This window comes from Streptomyces sp. LBL (assembly GCF_029893585.1).
Classification (GTDB): domain Bacteria; phylum Actinomycetota; class Actinomycetes; order Streptomycetales; family Streptomycetaceae; genus Streptomyces.
In genome coordinates this window covers 41,303-55,937 of the sequence record NZ_JARXYX010000009.1, presented here as the reverse complement: position 1 = coordinate 55,937, position 14,635 = coordinate 41,303, and the positions used below count along the sequence as shown (strand labels likewise).

Sequence of the window (14,635 nt, the reverse complement as noted above, 5' to 3'; positions counted from 1 at the left end):
ACACCCATGAGCCTGCGGTCACGCATCAACTCCCCGGAAGAGAACGGCAGCCGGGGCGAGGACGGCCACATGGTCGCCTCCTACCGGGCCAAACTCCTGGAGGAGATCGACCTCGCGGAGATGAGTGCCCTGGCGGCGGCCGAGCGCCGGGCCCGTCTGGAGCGGGTGCTCGGGCACATCATCAGCCGGGAGGGCCCGGTGCTCTCGACGGTGGAGCGCTCGCAGCTGATCCGCAGGGTGGTCGACGAGGCGCTGGGCCTCGGCATACTGGAGCCGCTGCTCGAAGACGCGTCGATCACCGAGATCATGGTGAACGGCCCGGACGCGATCTTCGTCGAACGCGGCGGCCGCGTCGAACAGCTCCCGCTGCGCTTCCCCTCCCACGACCAGCTGATGCAGACCATCGAGCGGATCGTGTCGACGGTCAACCGCCGGGTGGACGAGTCGAATCCGATGGTGGACGCCCGGCTCCCGTCCGGCGAGCGCGTCAACGTCATCATCCCGCCCCTGTCCCTGACCGGCGCCATCCTCACCATCCGCCGCTTCCCCCGCTCCTTCACGCTCAGCGAGCTGGCCGGCTTCGGCTCGCTCGACGAGAACATGCTGTACCTGCTGTCGGGCCTGGTGCAGGCGCGGTTCAACATCATCGTGTCGGGCGCGACGGGCACCGGCAAGACGACCCTGCTCAACTCCCTCTCCGGACTGATCCCGGACAGCGACCGCATCATCACCATCGAGGACTCCGCCGAACTCCAGCTGCAGCAACGGCATGTGGTCCGGCTGGAGTCGCGTCCGGCGAACGTCGAGGGCAAGGGCCGTATCACCATCCGCGATCTGGTCCGCAACTCGCTGCGTATGCGCCCCGACCGGATCGTGGTCGGTGAGGTCCGCGGCGGCGAGTCCCTCGACATGCTCCAGGCGATGTCGACCGGCCACGACGGCTCACTGGCCACCGTGCACGCCAACAGCGCCGAGGACGCGCTGATGCGGCTGAAGACCCTGGCGTCCATGTCCGAGGTGGAGATCCCCTTCGAGGCACTGCACGACCAGATCAACAGCGCCGTGGACCTCATCATCCAGCTCACCCGGTTCGCCGACGGCGTCCGCCGGATCACCGAGATCGCGGTGCTCGACAGCCATGGCAGCGAGCCGTACCGGCTGGTCACCCTCGCCCGCTTCGACGCGCGGCCGATGGCGGCCGACGGCCGGATCCACGGCGCCTACCAGCACTTCCCGCTCCCGCGCCGCACCGCCGACCGCCTCTACATGGCGAGTCAGCCCACGCCCCAGGCCTTCGGCGTGGCCCGGTCCGAAGATCAGCTAGCCATCCGAGAAGCCAGGTAGGACCGCCCTCATGGATCTCCAGAACCTCGTCACGCTCACCATCGGCGTCACTCTGCTGACCTGTGTCCTCGCCGTCATCGGCGTGCACACCTACGGCAAGGGCAGGGCACAGCGGGCCGCACTCGTCGAGCGCCTGTCGTCCGCCGGGCAGCTACCGGTCACCGGCCGCCGACGCCACTTCCGCAACCTGGACCGCCGGCTGCGCCGTACGAAGCTGGGCCGAAAACTGGAACTGCGGCTGGCGGCGACCGGCATGGACATCACGCCGGGCGAGTTCTTCGCCGCGATGCTGATGGCCGTGGCCGGCCTCTGGCTGATCGGCCAGGCGACCCTGGCGCCCTTCTTCGGGCCGATCGCCGGACTGCTCGGCATCTGGGCGGCGCTGCAGTTCCTCAGCTGGCAGCGGCAGAAACGCATCGAGAAGTTCATCAACCAACTACCGGAGATGGCCCGCCTGCTGGCCAACGCCACCCAGGCCGGTCTCGCCCTGCGCACCGCGATCGGCATGGCCGCGGAGGAGCTGGAGGCCCCGGCCGGCGAGGAACTCGCCCAGGTGGCCAACCAGTTGGCGATGGGCGCGACCATGGACGACGCGCTCGGCGAGATGGCCGACCGGCTCCCGTCCCGCGAACTGGTCGTCCTGGTCACGACCTTGGTCCTCTCCAACCGGGCCGGCGGCCAGGTGGTCAGCGCCCTGCGGAACCTCACGGAGACCTTGGAGGAACGCAAGGAGACCCGGCGTGAGGTCCGCACCCAGTTGTCCCAGGTGAGCATGACGTCGTACGCCGTCCCGGTGCTCGGTGTCGGCTCGCTGTTCCTGATGAACGGGGTGAAGGACGGCGCCCTGGACCGTATGACGGGCTCCCCGGCCGGCCAGGCCGCGGTGATCATCGCATTCGCGCTGTACGCGATCGGCTTCGTCCTCATCCGCCGCCTGTCGCGGATCGACGTCTGAGCGCCGGGAAAGAGGAGGGGACGAAGCGATGGCATACCTACTGGCCCTGCTGATGGGCCTCGCCGTCTGGGGCGCCTTCACCGGCGTCCGCATGTACCGGGCGGACGCGAAACTGCCGAGCGACCTGGCGCTGGCCCTGGAGATCGGCGCCACCCGCACCGGCGCCGTGGACTCGCTGATCGACCGCATGGGCATGCGCTACGCCCCCGCAATCCTGCGGCTGATGGGCCCCGGACAGGTCGCGAAGTACCGCCGGAAGATCGACCTCGCGGGCAACCCCGGCGGCCTCACGATAGACCGCTACGCCGCCCGCAGGGCGGTCTACGGCTTCCTCGGCGGTGTCGGGTTCCTGGTGTTCCTGCTCCGGGGCGACATCCTGGTGGCGCTGCTCCTGCTCGCGTTCGGCGCCTTCTGGACGGAGGTCGGCATCTGGTCGGCGATCCGGATCCGCAAGGACGTGATCGAGCGCACCCTGCCGGACTTCCTGGACGTGCTGGCGGTGGTGGTCAGCGCGGGCCTCGGTTTCCGCCAGGCGCTGGACCGCGTCGCCTCCAGGTACGAGGGCCCCTGGGCGGACGAACTCCGCATCACCCTCCGCCAGATGGACCTCGGCATGAGCCGCCGCCAGGCCTTCGCGGAGCTGCGCCGGCGCAACGACTCGGAACAGGTGGCGATGTTCGTGACGGCACTGCAGCAGGGGGAGGAACTGGGCGCCCCGATCGTCGACACACTCGTGTCCCTGGCCAAGGACATGCGCCGCACAGACGCCCAGAACGCCCGCCGCAAGGCCGCCCGCGCGGTCCCCAAGGCCACGATGATGATCACGACGTTCATGGTCCCGGCCACGATGATCCTGCTGGGGGCGGGTCTGCTCCTGGGGTCGGGGACGGACTTCGGGTCGATCACGGGGGAGTAGGGGAGGGGGAGTGGAGAGCAGGGGGTTGTGAACTGCTGCGGATTTACTGAGTGGTAGTGACTTTGGGTGAGTGTGAGTGTGAGTGTGAGTGTGAGTGAGTACCGCAGGGGTGGGCCTGGTTGTACGGGCCGGGTGGTGCCGTGTGGTGTGCCTGTTGCGGTGTGGGGAATGAACGTTCTTGGGTCGAATGGGTGACCTTTGCGGGTGTTGGTCGTTCACTGCGGTGACTGGGTTCTTCGGCTGGTGGGGGGTGAACAGGTGGGCAGGTTGCGGGAGTTGGCGGCATCGTTCGTGGTGCCCGGCCCGGCCGGGGTCGCTGTGCGGGACCGGCTGCGGGTATCGGACGCGGATGCGGCGGTGCTGACCGAGGTCGGCGTCTTCCTCGGCTCGCTGGCGTCTGGTGATCTCGCGGAGCGCTCCCGGCAGGGCCTTGCGCACGACGCCACTGGCCGGGCGGTGCGCAAGCGGGCGCTGACGGGGAAGTCGTCGGCGCGCTGGGCGGGCAGCATCACCAAGGCCACCCACGATCAGTGGGCGCTGGCGAGGCGCGGCCAGGCCGCCCACCTGAGCCGGCTGCGCGGGCAGATCGCCTCCATCGAGGCGCGGCTGGCCCGGCCCCTGGGCGCCAAAGCCGACAGAGGGGCAGGGCTGGCGCGCGGCTATGCCTTGCGTGGTGAGTGGCATGCCAAGTCCCGCCGCCTGCACACCCTCAAGGACCGCCTTGTGGTGGTGGAGGCGGACTGGGCGGCGGGCCGGGTGCACGTGGTGCGCGGTGGCAAACGCCTGGCGAACACCCGCCACCAGCTGACCGCAGCCGGGCTGAGCGAGCAGCAGTGGCGGCAGCGTTGGCAGGCGGAGCGGATGTTTCTGGCCGCTGACGGGGAGTCCGGCAAACGCTTCGGCAACGAGACCATTCGCATCACCGACACCGGCAAACTCACGCTCAAGCTCCCTGCCCCGCTGGCCCATCTGGCGAACGCCCCGCACGGCCGGTACGTCCTGGACGCGACTGTACGGTTCCGGCATCGCGGCCAGGAGTGGCGCGACCGGATCACCGCGAACCGGGCGGTGGCCTACCGCATCCACCACGATCCCGTGCGCGGCCGCTGGTACGTCACCGCCTCCTGGCAGCGCGCCGCCGTACCCGTGCTGCCGCTCGAAGCGGCCCTGGCCCGGGGGGTGGTGGGGGTGGACATGAACGACGACCACCTGGCCGCCTGGCATCTGGACGTGCACGGCAACCCGGTCGGCGCACCGCAGCGCTTCTTCTACGACCTGACCAATAGCGCGGAGCACCGGGACGCCCAGATCCGGCACGCGCTGAGTCGGCTGCTGCACCACACACGCCGGTGCGGGGCCGCCGCGATCGCCATCGAGGACCTCGACTTCACCGACAGCACCAGCCGGGAGAAGCACGGCCGTAACAAGCGCTTCCGCCGCCTGATCTCCCGCTTCCCGACGGCGAAACTCACAGCGCGGCTGGTGTCGATGGTCGCCGAACAGGACATCGCCATCGTCGCGGTCGACCCCGCCTACACCAGCGGGTGGGGTGCTCAGCACTGGCAGAAACCACTGGCCACACCGGCTCGCACAATTTCCCGGCACGATGCGGCAAGCATCGCGGTCGGGCGACGCGCCCTCGGGTATCCGATCCGGCGACGGACGACACCGCTCCCTGCACACCAGAGTGATGTGCAGGGGCATCGGACCGTCCAGGCCCGACCGGAGGCCCGGCGGCGTGAGGAAACCCGCCCCCACCCACCCGGACCACGCACACGATGCGTGCCACCGGAAGTGGAGCGAAAGCGGGAGACCAGCCTGCCCAAAACCGTCCGGGGCAGCGCCACCGAGCAGCAGTCCTGGCAACAGGACTCACTCCCGCTCAGTGTCTAGGAACGGTACTGGTGGTGCGGACGGCGCGGGTGGTGCGACCGCTGAGAGTACGACTGGCGCGGGTGCGACGGGTGCGACGGGTGCGACGGGTGCGACGGGTGCGACGGGTGCGACGGGTGCGGGCGGGGCCGGCAACCCGGCCGAAAGCCCGTCAGCACCCCCGATCCCTCTCCAGGTGAACGCCCTCCAGGCCATGTGCCGCCAGGTCTTCGGGTTCCGCCTGGCGATGATCGCTCTCGCCGCCCCCTCCGCTCTCCTCAACGCCAACCCCGGCCTCGGCGTCCGCCTCGTCGGCGCCGCCGTGGTCGTCACCTTCATGGGCTCGTACGTCCTCTTCAGGGACTGGGAACGCTTCGGCCCCCTCCTCCTGCGCCACCCCGCACTCCTGGCCGTCGACACCCTCTTCGGCTCCCTGTTGCTGATCTCGGCGGGCCCGGACACCACGCTCGCCTACGTCAGCGTCTGCACCCCCCTCCTCGCCGGCATCGTCTACGGCTGGCGAGGCGCCGCCGTCTTCGCCTCGCTCCAGTCCCTGATCCTCCTGCTCGTGTACGCCACCCTGAAGGACGCCCGGGCCGAACTCACGAAATCCCTCCTCATCCCGGGCCTCTGCGTCATCACGGGAGCCGTCGGCTCCACCCTGCGCAACCTGATGCTCCGCTTCGGCGCCGCCACCCAGGCCCTGACCGTCGTCCAGGCCCGCCTCGCCGCGACGGAGGCGGTGAGCGCCGAACGGGCCCGCCTGGCCCGGGAGATGCACGACTCCGTGGCCAAGACCCTGCACGGCGTGGCCCTGGCCGCGGACGGCCTGGCGCACTCGGCAGGCGCCCCCCGCATCGACCCGACCCTCATCAAGCAACAGGCCGAACTCGTCTCCCGCTCGGCCCGCAGGGCAGCCGCCGAGTCCCGTGAACTCCTCGCCGACCTGCGCCGCGAGCCGGACTCGGTCCACCCCACCGACGTACTCACCGAACTGGCCGCCCGCACCACGGACTTCAGCACCCGCACCGCGCTCCCCGCCACCTACCACCCCACCGGCGACCGGACGCAGCCACCGTCCCGGATCCCGTCCGCCGTGGCCCGCCAACTCCTCACCATCGCCACGGAGGCCATGGAGAACGCCCACCGGCACGCGTCCGCGACCCGGGTCGACGTGCACGCGGGAGTCCACGACGACGTCCTGAGCATCAGCGTCCACGACGACGGCTGCGGCCTCCCCCCGGACACAACCCTCGAAGAACTCCGCCGCTCCGGCCACTTCGGCCTGGTCGGCATGGTCGAGCGAGCGGCAGCGGTGGGCGCCCGCATCCACATCGGCAAGGGCACGCACCCCCAGGGCACGGAGGTCCTCCTGGAACTCCCCCTGACGGCACTGACCCCGGAGACCCCGTGACGAGGACATCGATGAGCCAGACGAGCCAGACGAGCCGGATGAGCCGGATGAACGCGGCGAACCAAACGAACCCGACGAACCATATGAAACCGACGAACCCGACGAACCCGAAGAGTCCGAAGGAACCGAAGAGTCCGACGAACCCGATGGCGACGAACCCGGACCTCCAGGCTCCCCCCGAGCCCGCCACGCCACCCGCCCCCGGCCTACGGGTCGTCGTGGCCGACGACAACCCGGTGGTCCGCGCCGGCCTGACCGCCCTGCTCTCCGGCCGCCCGGACATCACGGTTGTGGCGGAGGCCGCCGACGGCCACGAAGCCTGCGAGGCGGCCCACCGACACCGCCCCGACGTCGTCCTCCTGGACGTCCGCATGCCGGGACTGGACGGCATCTCGGCACTTCCGTACCTCGTGACGATCGCCCCGGTGATGATGCTGACCTACAGCCGCGAGCAGGAGATCGTGGAGGAGGCCCTGCGCCGAGGCGCCGGCGGCTACTTGGTCCACGGCGAGTTCACGGCCGACCAACTGGTGTCCGCAGTGCGGGACATCAAGCAGGGCCGCCCCCACTTCACTTACACGGCCGCCGGAGCGCTGCTGGCCCAGCTCCGTGCGACAAGTGCGACTGCATACGAAGTCCAACCTTCCGTTTCTTCTCGTCAGCAAAGAGAACTGCCGCCCCCGGAAGGCAATTTCACCCTCCCGTGGTTACCGTTCCCCCTCGATTCCGCAAAAAGCACTTCACGAGTGCAACCAGATATGGCACAGTCGTCGTCTGGGTGGAGGAGCGGCCGTGCGGCCGCCGCGAACCGGTCGCGACTCCGGTTGAGTACGAGGGAGGCGGAGATCATGGACCTCATCACATCGGGGATGAACAACCAGCAGATCGCCGCCGCCTGCTTCATCAGCGAGAAGACGGTCAAGAACCACATCAACCGCATCTTCGCCAAGCTCCACAGCACCACCCGTTCCGAGGCCACCGCCAAGTGGCTCGGCACGGCGCCCGGTTCACACCGAGGACTGGGGTGACCTGTGGCGACACGAGGGGGGAATGGCGGGAGCGGTCGTTGGGCCCGGGATTGGGTCCAGGGGCCCTCGGCAAAAAGGGGTGTTCCGTCGTACGTTGGACCGATCGCTCGCCGATCGGCCGCCATCGGAGGGGAACACCATGAGCAACTGGTTCAACACGACCATCTCGTACCTTCAGTCCCGCGCCGCCCGCAACGACAAGGGGCAGACGGCGGTGGAGTATCTGGGGATCATCGCGGTGGTGGTGGCGATCGTTCTGGCGATCACGGGGACGGACATCGGGCAGACGATCTTCGACGCGATCACGACAAAGATCGCCGAGGTTACTGGCGGCTGAACCAGCGCTGTAGGCACGGCGACGCTGGGCAGGCCTTTCCCATCTACATCACGGTGGTGGCGGGTCTGCTCCTTCTCGCGTTCGCATACCTCGCGGTCGGCCAGGCCGCGGCGAATCGGAACGGCGCCCAGACGGCAGCAGACGCGGCGGCACTCGCGGCTGCCATGGACACACGGGACGAACTCTCCGACGAGTGGGTGGAGAGCGTACTCGACCCGACCAAGTGGCAGGCGATCTTCGACGGTGACGGGGTGCCGTACGACGGATGTGGGCGGGCGGTGCAGTTGGCGGTGCAGAACGACGCCACTGCGTACTGCGGGCAGGCAGCGGGGCTGCTACCCGGCTACACGGTCGAGGTCGAGACCAACAAGGCCGTGGGCGACTCCATCGTGCCCGGCACTGAGACCATGCACTCGGTGGAGACCTCCACGGCTGTCATCGAGCCGCTCTGCGAGCCCCCTGGAGAGGGCGCCGGGGATGGCGCGCTTCCGCAGCTCAGTTGCAAGGACAACAAGAACTGGGACCTGGATCCGGACGATCCGACCACCTTTCCGGAACCCGAGGACCTCTTCGACGTCCATCTGGTCGACGGACCGGCGAACGACGAGTGACGAAGGAAACAGAGTGATGAGCATTCGGTTCACTGCGAAGGCCCGCAGGGCGGTGGTCGCGTTGACAGTTGTGGCCGGAGTGGCTCTCGGTATGGCCGGCTGCGGTGGTGGAGGTGACGACGACCAAAAGCCGGAGAGTTCGGCGTCCAACTCCAAGGAGAGCGGGCCTCAACCGAGCACTCAAGAGGGCCAGTCCGAAGAGCCCATGGCCGAGTTGAAGGGACCAGACGGGCTCCTGCTCCAGATCACCTCCGCCGAGCGGGATTCCGGCGGTTTTGTCACGGTGAACGGGAACTTGAAGAACGACGGCGCCAAGGGCGTGGCTATTCCCGCCTCGTTGAGTGGCAATGAGACCGAGGTCATCAGGAACGGCAGGTCACTCGGCGGCGCGACGCTCGTGGATTCGAAGGGCAAGAAGCGGTATTACGTGCTGCGCGATACGGACGGACGCCCCCTGACGACCACGGGATTCTCGACGGTGAAGGCCGGCGAGACCGTGCCTGTCTTCCTGCAGTTCCCCGCGCCCCCTACTGACACGACCGAAGTCACCTTCCAGCTCCCCGCCTTCGCCGCTGCCCCCATCCAGATCTCCGGGTGAGGCCGCCAATGACCCACAAGCGTCTCCCACTGATTCTCACGACAACCTTCTTCCTCCTTGCCGGCACAGCCCTTGCGGCCCACGCCGACACCACCCCCAGCGTCCCCCCCGGCACCGAACCCACCGCCTCTGCTCCCGTCAAAGTCGACGCCAACGATCCCGACCTCAAGCTCCCCGAAGGCGGCACCCTCGCCGAACCCAAAGTCCTGGACATCAAGCAGGTCGTCGAGGACCAGACCGGGGACGAACGCCGGGAGGACACGAACGCGGACGTGAAGTTCGCGCTCCAGGCCGAGGTGTTGTTCGGCAAGGACAGCGCGAAGCTGAGCGGGGAAGCGCGGGCCCGTATCTCCTCGATCGGGGCGGAGATCAAGAAGCAGAACGCGACGAAGATCCGTGTCTTCGGCTTCACGGACGACCTCGGCTCCTCCGCCCACGGCGACGTCCTGTCCAAGCAGCGCGCCACCGCCGTACAGGATGTCCTCGACCAGGAACTCAACGACCCGAACGTCACCTTCGAGGTCCGCGGCTACGGCGAGCAGTACCCGATCTCCTCCAACGCGACGGAATCCGGCCGCAAGAAGAACAGACGAGTCGAGGTCTCCTTCCCCCGCGGAGAGAACTGACCGAGAGCTCTGCAGGAACGGGGGGAGCCGGGGGTAGGGAAGGAACCGGGGGAAACGGGGAAGCGCACGTGACCATACTGATGGTGGCCAGGCCCCGTACAGGGTCCTGCAACTCGTGGCCCTCTCCTGGCCGACCCGTTCCGCACGCCTCTCCACCGTCCTGCTGGCCACCCTCGTTGGCGACTACGCCTGCGGAACGGCCGCCGCGCTCCTGGAACTCGCCTGCACGCGAACGATCGCCGCGCAGACCGGCCGCCTCCTGGTCGAGGTGGTGAACATGACGGCCTGCACCACGGCCCGGCTTTCTCTGCTCGGCCACTGCTTGCTCGGCCACTGCCTTGGGACCAGCATCTCCTACCCGGCCGTCTCCACCCCTACCTCCACCTCCACCTCGACCTCTACCCGCGCCCCCACCCGCACGCCCCACCCATCCATCTGCCCCGCCTCCGCCTCCAGCACATGCCGTGAACGGATTCGGGGCAGGCCCAGTCGCCCCGGCTTCATGGTGCGGACGGCGATGACCTTCAGGTGGCGGTCGAGGTAGGCGACGTCAATGGGAATCCGCATACGAAATGTGTGCACGCTGCCCGCGGGGGAGAGGAGCAGCGCCCCGTCGACGGCGTCCCGGCCGAGCAGTCCCTTCGTGCGGGCCCGGTAGGAGGATGCGATCTCCAGCGGCACGGTGATCCGCCTCTTTGCCCCGTCGTGTCCGCCGCACCCGTCGTGCCCGCCGGGCACCACGAGCTTGCCCCGTCCGTCGGACCAGCGCCCCATGCGAGGTCACCTCCCTGTGTCGCCGCCCTGTACCGACCATCACGGTCCCAGACTCGGCTACGTTCGGTCGATGACCAGCCGTGCCGTCGTCCGCGCAACCGGACGAACACACAACCAGGTGGCAGGGACATGCGAAAGATCGTTCTGATGATGTCGGTCTCCCTCGACGGCTATATCGAGGGCCGCGACCGGGACATCAGCTGGCATCGCGTCGACGACGAACTGCACCGCCACTTCAACGAGTTGGTCGTAGGGATGGGCGGGCTGCTGAGCGGCCGGGTGACGTACGAGCTCATGGCCGAGTACTGGCCCACCGCCGACTCCGACCCCGAGATCCCCGCTGTCATGGCCGAGTTCGCCGGCCTGTGGCGGGAGATCCCGAAGATCGTCTACTCGCGGACGTTGGAGCGAGCGGACTGGAAGACGACGGTCGTCCGGGAGGTCGTCCCGGAGGAGGTCCAGGCCCTCAAGGAGCAGCCGGGCGGCGACCTCGCCCTCAGCGGAGCCGACCTCAGCGGCGCCTTCCTGCGCCACGACCTCGTCGACGAGTTCCGCGTCTACGTCCACCCCGTCCTCGTCGGCGCCGGCAAGCCCCTCTTTCCCCAGTCAGACACTCTGCGGTCCCTGAACATCACCGAGTCCCACACCTTCGGCAACGGTGTCGTCCTGCTCCACTACGAGCGGTAGCGCGGGTAGCGCGGGTAGTGCGGGTGGTGCAGGTAGCGCGGGCAGCGCAAGCGGGTGGCGAACGGACGTGCCGAGCGCGCGGCGACTGGGTAGGTACGGCTCCATGACCACTCTCGGAGCCGTGTTCCGTCCCCAGTTGCCGCCCGAACGTCTCCGGGCCGTCGCCCGGCTCGCGGACGACGTAGGTCTTGAGGAACTGTGGCTGTGGGAGGACTGCTTCCTGGAGGGCGGGATCTCGGCGGCCGCCGCCGCGCTCGCCTGGACCGAGCGGGTGCGGGTCGGAGTCGGGCTGTTGCCGGTGCCGTTGCGGAACGTCGCCGTCACCGCGATGGAGGCGGCCACCCTGCACCGGCTGTTCCCCGGCCGTGCCGTCCTCGCCGTAGGGCACGGGGTGCAGGACTGGATGGGCCAGGTCGGCGCGCGGGCCGAGTCCCCGCTGACGTTGCTGCGCGAGTACCTGGTCGCGTTGCGCGCCCTGCTGCGGGGGGAGAGGGTCACGACCGGCGGGCGTTACGTCACCCTGAACGACGTCGCTCTCGACTGGCCGCCGGCCGGCGACACGGACATCCCGGTGTTCGCCGGGGCCACCGGTCCGCGCACACTGCGCCTCTCCGGTGAGGCCGCGGACGGGACCATTCTCACCGCGAGTACGTCGCTCGACGGGGTGCGACGGGCCCGCGGCCTCATCGACGAGGGACGGGCCGCGGCCGGGCGGAGCGAACCGCACCGGGTCGTCGTCTATCTTCTCGCCGCCACCGGCCCGGACGCCACCGCCCGGCTGCGTGCCGAACTGGTGGCGGAGGGGCTGGACCCCGCCCCGGACCTCGGGGTCGCCGGGGACGCCGGGGCCGTCGCCAAGGCCGTCCAGCGGCTGGCCGAGGCGGGCGCCGACTCGGTGATCCTCCAGCCGACGGCTGACGAACCGGACCCGGAGGGATTCATACGGTTCACGGCGCAGGAGGTCCAGCCGCTCGTGTCGTGAACGCCGCTCGCCCCCGTCCCTCCCCTCAGCTCGCCCGCAGGATCTCCTTCTCGCCGGCCGCGTACGGCATCCCTGAAAGATCCGGAAGGTCCTGAGTCGTCGTCCTGCGCGGAAAATCAGCAGCGCCCACTGACAACTCCCTGCGACGCTCACCCCATGGACCAGTCAACCGCGAACCCGCCGAACGGTCACACGCACCCCCGTACCTCCGAACGTACCTTCGAGGACCTCGTCGCCGAAGGCGCCGCCGTTCCCACCGAGGGGTGGGACTTCTCGTGGTTCGAGGGGCGGGCCACCGAGGCACGGCCCTCGTGGGGGTACGCCCGGTCGTTGGCCGGGCGGCTGGCCGGCGCGACCGCCGCGCTCGACATCCAGACCGGGGGAGGGGAGGTCCTGGACTTCGCCCTCGGCACCGCGGCGCCGACCGCGCCCGTACTCACCGTCGCCACGGAGGGCTGGCCGCCGAACGTCGCCAAGGCCACCGCCCTGCTCCGCCCGCGCGGCGTCGCCGTCGTCGCGACGCCGGAGGACGCGCCGCTGCCTTTCGCGGACGCCACCTTCGACCTGGTCGTCAGCCGCCATCCCGTCCGCCCCGACTGGCCGGAGATCGCCCGGGTGCTGGGACCCGGGGGGACGTACTTCGCCCAGCACGTCGGCCCCGCCAGCGTCTTCGAACTCGTCGAGTACTTCCTCGGCCCCCAGCCGGACCAGGATCGCAGCGACCGCCACCCCGACCGGGAACGCGCCGGGGCCCAGGCGGCCGGTCTGGAGATCGTCGGCCTGCGTGCCGAGCGGCTCCGCGTGGAGTTCCACGACATCGCAGCCGTCGTCCACTTCCTGCGCAAGGTGGTATGGATGGTCCCCGGCTTCACCGTCGAGACGTACGCGCCCCGACTCCGCGCGCTGCACGAACAGATCGAGTCCGAGGGCCCCTTCGTCGCCCACAGCACCCGCCACCTCGTCGAGGCCCGCAGACGGATCGGGTGAGCCGCAGACGGATCGGGTGAGCCGAAGGCCGATCGGGTGAGCCGAAGGCCCCTACGCATGAAGCCCCCTACGCATGAAGGCCCCCACGCATGAAGCCCCTACGCATGCGGACCCGCCGTGACCGTCCCGATCACCAACTCGGCCCGCGCCTCCAGCACTTCGCCCACCCGGTCCGCCTGCTCGCCGAGCTCGCGCTCCTGGTGTGCCGTCAGGCGCCTCAGAGGCTCCACCGTGACGGTTGTACGCCGTCCCTGGCGCCGCTGGTGCCAGACACCCGCCACCACCCCGTCGACCAGGAGCACGGGATAGTTTCCGGCCTGCCCGCCCGCCAGCGCCCGCCGGTACGCCGCACCCGGGAACAGCCGTTCACGCGGCTGTACGGCGATGCCGTACGCGTCGAAATACGGCAGCAGCCGCACCCCGCGGACCGGCTCCTCGGGGAAGACGGTGTCGCCGGCCGCCACCCACGCCGGGGCGCCCTCGAAGACGACCTCCTCGATCTCCCCGCCCCGGCTCATCCCGTCGAACAGGGGGCCCGCCCAACCGCCCGGCGCCGCCAGCCACTTCGCGAAGTACGCCGGGGTCGACGGCCCGTAGGCGCGCAGATACCGCCGTACGAGCTCACGCACCGCCTCGTCCGGCGGGAGCGGGGCGAAGTACGGCGGGCGGGTGTAGGTGACCTTGCGGCCCCGGTTCGGGCCGAAGCACAGGGCGCCCGACTGGCCCGCCCGGTGCAGCACCTGACGCCAGCGCGGCCACAGGTCCTGGAAGGCCGGCATCACCCGGTCGCCCGCCCAGGGGCCGGTGCGGGCGACGACCTCCTCGCTCAGCTCGTCGATGGTCAGGCACACCCCGTCGAGGGCGTCCCCGATCGCCGCCACGATCTGCCCGGCCTGCTCCTCGGTGACCCGTACTCCGGCCGCAAGGGGACTCCTGCCGGACGGAACGGCCGACAGCGCGGCGCACCACAGCGGCAGCTCGTGCGAGGCCAGCAGATGAACGGTCCCGCGCGGGCCGTGCGTCTTGACGAGTGAGCGGACCTCCCAGAGCGCGGCCCGGACGTCCGCCCGGGTCGTCCCGTCGGCCCGCACCCCCACCGAGACCTCCGCCGCCGACAGCACCTGCGCATGGGCGGCGAGCATCGCACCCACCACATCGGCGACGACCGTACCGTTCTTGGCGGGGATGGCCAGGAACTGCCGTTCCAGCCGCCGCGTGCTTGCCTGCTCCCACGTGATTCTCGAGGTCATGGCCCGACGCTAGGACCCAATGAGGTCAGATCCTGTCCGCTTCGCCGCGGATGCTCTGGGAGCGCGCCCAGAGCGCGGTCACTCCCCGTACATCCATGGCTCCACGAGTTTTCCACATTGTTATCGCAGGTGGATCGAGTACCCTCCGCGCGTCACGTACGTTCCGACCAAGGTATTTCGCGTGAGCAGGCTGCGCGGGCGGTACCGCGCAGCGGAGGGGGCTGCGCGGTGCCGTGGCTCCTGGTGCGGCGTCC

Annotated in this window: 15 protein-coding genes; 13 read left to right on the top strand and 2 right to left on the bottom strand. The window is 69.7% G+C overall.

Features of this window, described 5'->3' with window-relative positions:
- Positions 1-6 precede the first annotated feature (6 nt).
- From M2271_RS13020 to M2271_RS12975, 10 genes are all read left to right on the top strand, one after another.
- On the top strand, positions 7-1,344 hold the full coding sequence (locus tag M2271_RS13020) for a CpaF family protein (RefSeq protein WP_280887326.1): 1,338 nt from the start codon (positions 7-9) through the stop codon (positions 1,342-1,344).
- A gap of 10 nt (positions 1,345-1,354) precedes the next feature.
- Positions 1,355-2,299, top strand: coding sequence for a type II secretion system F family protein (locus M2271_RS13015; protein ID WP_280887325.1), 945 nt, complete (start codon positions 1,355-1,357; stop codon positions 2,297-2,299).
- 28 nt (positions 2,300-2,327) lie between these two features.
- Positions 2,328-3,215 carry a DUF5936 domain-containing protein gene (locus M2271_RS13010; RefSeq protein ID WP_280887324.1) on the top strand — a complete coding sequence of 296 codons (888 nt, stop codon included), beginning with the start codon at positions 2,328-2,330 and terminating at the stop codon, positions 3,213-3,215.
- 258 nt (positions 3,216-3,473) lie between these two features.
- Positions 3,474-5,108, top strand: coding sequence for a transposase (locus tag M2271_RS13005; protein WP_280887323.1), 1,635 nt, complete (start codon positions 3,474-3,476; stop codon positions 5,106-5,108).
- Positions 5,101-6,501, top strand: a complete 1,401-nt coding sequence (locus tag M2271_RS13000; RefSeq protein ID WP_348539166.1) for a histidine kinase — start codon at positions 5,101-5,103, stop codon at positions 6,499-6,501. Before M2271_RS13005 ends, M2271_RS13000 begins: the two co-directional genes overlap by 8 nt.
- 146 nt (positions 6,502-6,647) lie before the next feature.
- Positions 6,648-7,529, top strand: coding sequence for a response regulator transcription factor (locus tag M2271_RS12995; RefSeq protein ID WP_280887322.1), 882 nt, complete (start codon positions 6,648-6,650; stop codon positions 7,527-7,529).
- 139 nt (positions 7,530-7,668) lie between these two features.
- Positions 7,669-7,866, top strand: a complete 198-nt coding sequence (locus tag M2271_RS12990) for a hypothetical protein (protein WP_280887321.1) — start codon at positions 7,669-7,671, stop codon at positions 7,864-7,866.
- Positions 7,863-8,477, top strand: coding sequence for a pilus assembly protein TadG-related protein (locus tag M2271_RS12985; protein ID WP_280887491.1), 615 nt, complete (start codon positions 7,863-7,865; stop codon positions 8,475-8,477). The genes M2271_RS12990 and M2271_RS12985 overlap by 4 nt, the downstream gene beginning before the upstream one ends.
- 16 nt (positions 8,478-8,493) lie before the next feature.
- Complete coding sequence (locus M2271_RS12980; protein WP_280887320.1) at positions 8,494-9,075, top strand: hypothetical protein; 582 nt, start codon at positions 8,494-8,496, stop codon at positions 9,073-9,075.
- Between the two features lie 8 nt (positions 9,076-9,083).
- Positions 9,084-9,701 (top strand): OmpA family protein, encoded by a 618-nt coding sequence (locus M2271_RS12975; protein WP_280887319.1) that lies wholly within the window; start codon positions 9,084-9,086, stop codon positions 9,699-9,701.
- 354 nt (positions 9,702-10,055) lie between these two features.
- Here the strand turns inward: M2271_RS12975 and M2271_RS12970 are convergent, their stop codons facing one another.
- Positions 10,056-10,475 (bottom strand): DUF192 domain-containing protein, encoded by a 420-nt coding sequence (locus tag M2271_RS12970; RefSeq protein WP_280887318.1) that lies wholly within the window; start codon positions 10,473-10,475, stop codon positions 10,056-10,058.
- A gap of 129 nt (positions 10,476-10,604) precedes the next feature.
- Between M2271_RS12970 and M2271_RS12965 the strand changes: the two genes are divergently transcribed.
- The 3 genes from M2271_RS12965 (at position 10,605) to M2271_RS12955 (ending at position 13,131) form a co-directional block, all read left to right on the top strand.
- Positions 10,605-11,162, top strand: a complete 558-nt coding sequence (locus M2271_RS12965) for a dihydrofolate reductase family protein (RefSeq protein WP_280887317.1) — start codon at positions 10,605-10,607, stop codon at positions 11,160-11,162.
- A 103-nt stretch (positions 11,163-11,265) separates the two neighbouring features.
- Positions 11,266-12,144: an LLM class flavin-dependent oxidoreductase gene (locus M2271_RS12960; RefSeq protein WP_280887316.1), complete on the top strand. Its 879-nt coding sequence runs from the start codon at positions 11,266-11,268 to the stop codon at positions 12,142-12,144.
- A gap of 156 nt (positions 12,145-12,300) precedes the next feature.
- Complete coding sequence (locus M2271_RS12955; RefSeq protein WP_280887315.1) at positions 12,301-13,131, top strand: class I SAM-dependent methyltransferase; 831 nt, start codon at positions 12,301-12,303, stop codon at positions 13,129-13,131.
- A 98-nt stretch (positions 13,132-13,229) separates the two neighbouring features.
- Here M2271_RS12955 and M2271_RS12950 read toward each other — a convergent pair whose 3' ends face one another.
- Positions 13,230-14,381 (bottom strand): winged helix DNA-binding domain-containing protein, encoded by a 1,152-nt coding sequence (locus M2271_RS12950; RefSeq protein WP_280887314.1) that lies wholly within the window; start codon positions 14,379-14,381, stop codon positions 13,230-13,232.
- Positions 14,382-14,635: the final 254 nt, after the last annotated feature.

Bases quoted from the DNA above. Each gene is read 5' to 3' on its own strand.
- M2271_RS13020 (WP_280887326.1), top strand. From the start codon at position 7: ATGAGCCTGCGGTCACGCATCAACTCCCCGGAAGAGAACGGCAGCCGG.
- M2271_RS13015 (WP_280887325.1), top strand. From the start codon at position 1,355: ATGGATCTCCAGAACCTCGTCACGCTCACCATCGGCGTCACTCTGCTG.
- M2271_RS13010 (WP_280887324.1), top strand. From the start codon at position 2,328: ATGGCATACCTACTGGCCCTGCTGATGGGCCTCGCCGTCTGGGGCGCC.
- M2271_RS12995 (WP_280887322.1), top strand. From the start codon at position 6,648: ATGGCGACGAACCCGGACCTCCAGGCTCCCCCCGAGCCCGCCACGCCA.
- M2271_RS12990 (WP_280887321.1), top strand. From the start codon at position 7,669: ATGAGCAACTGGTTCAACACGACCATCTCGTACCTTCAGTCCCGCGCC.
- M2271_RS12980 (WP_280887320.1), top strand. From the start codon at position 8,494: ATGAGCATTCGGTTCACTGCGAAGGCCCGCAGGGCGGTGGTCGCGTTG.
- M2271_RS12975 (WP_280887319.1), top strand. From the start codon at position 9,084: ATGACCCACAAGCGTCTCCCACTGATTCTCACGACAACCTTCTTCCTC.
- M2271_RS12970 (WP_280887318.1), bottom strand. From the start codon at position 10,475: ATGGGGCGCTGGTCCGACGGACGGGGCAAGCTCGTGGTGCCCGGCGGG.
- M2271_RS12965 (WP_280887317.1), top strand. From the start codon at position 10,605: ATGCGAAAGATCGTTCTGATGATGTCGGTCTCCCTCGACGGCTATATC.
- M2271_RS12960 (WP_280887316.1), top strand. From the start codon at position 11,266: ATGACCACTCTCGGAGCCGTGTTCCGTCCCCAGTTGCCGCCCGAACGT.
- M2271_RS12955 (WP_280887315.1), top strand. From the start codon at position 12,301: ATGGACCAGTCAACCGCGAACCCGCCGAACGGTCACACGCACCCCCGT.
- M2271_RS12950 (WP_280887314.1), bottom strand. From the start codon at position 14,381: ATGACCTCGAGAATCACGTGGGAGCAGGCAAGCACGCGGCGGCTGGAA.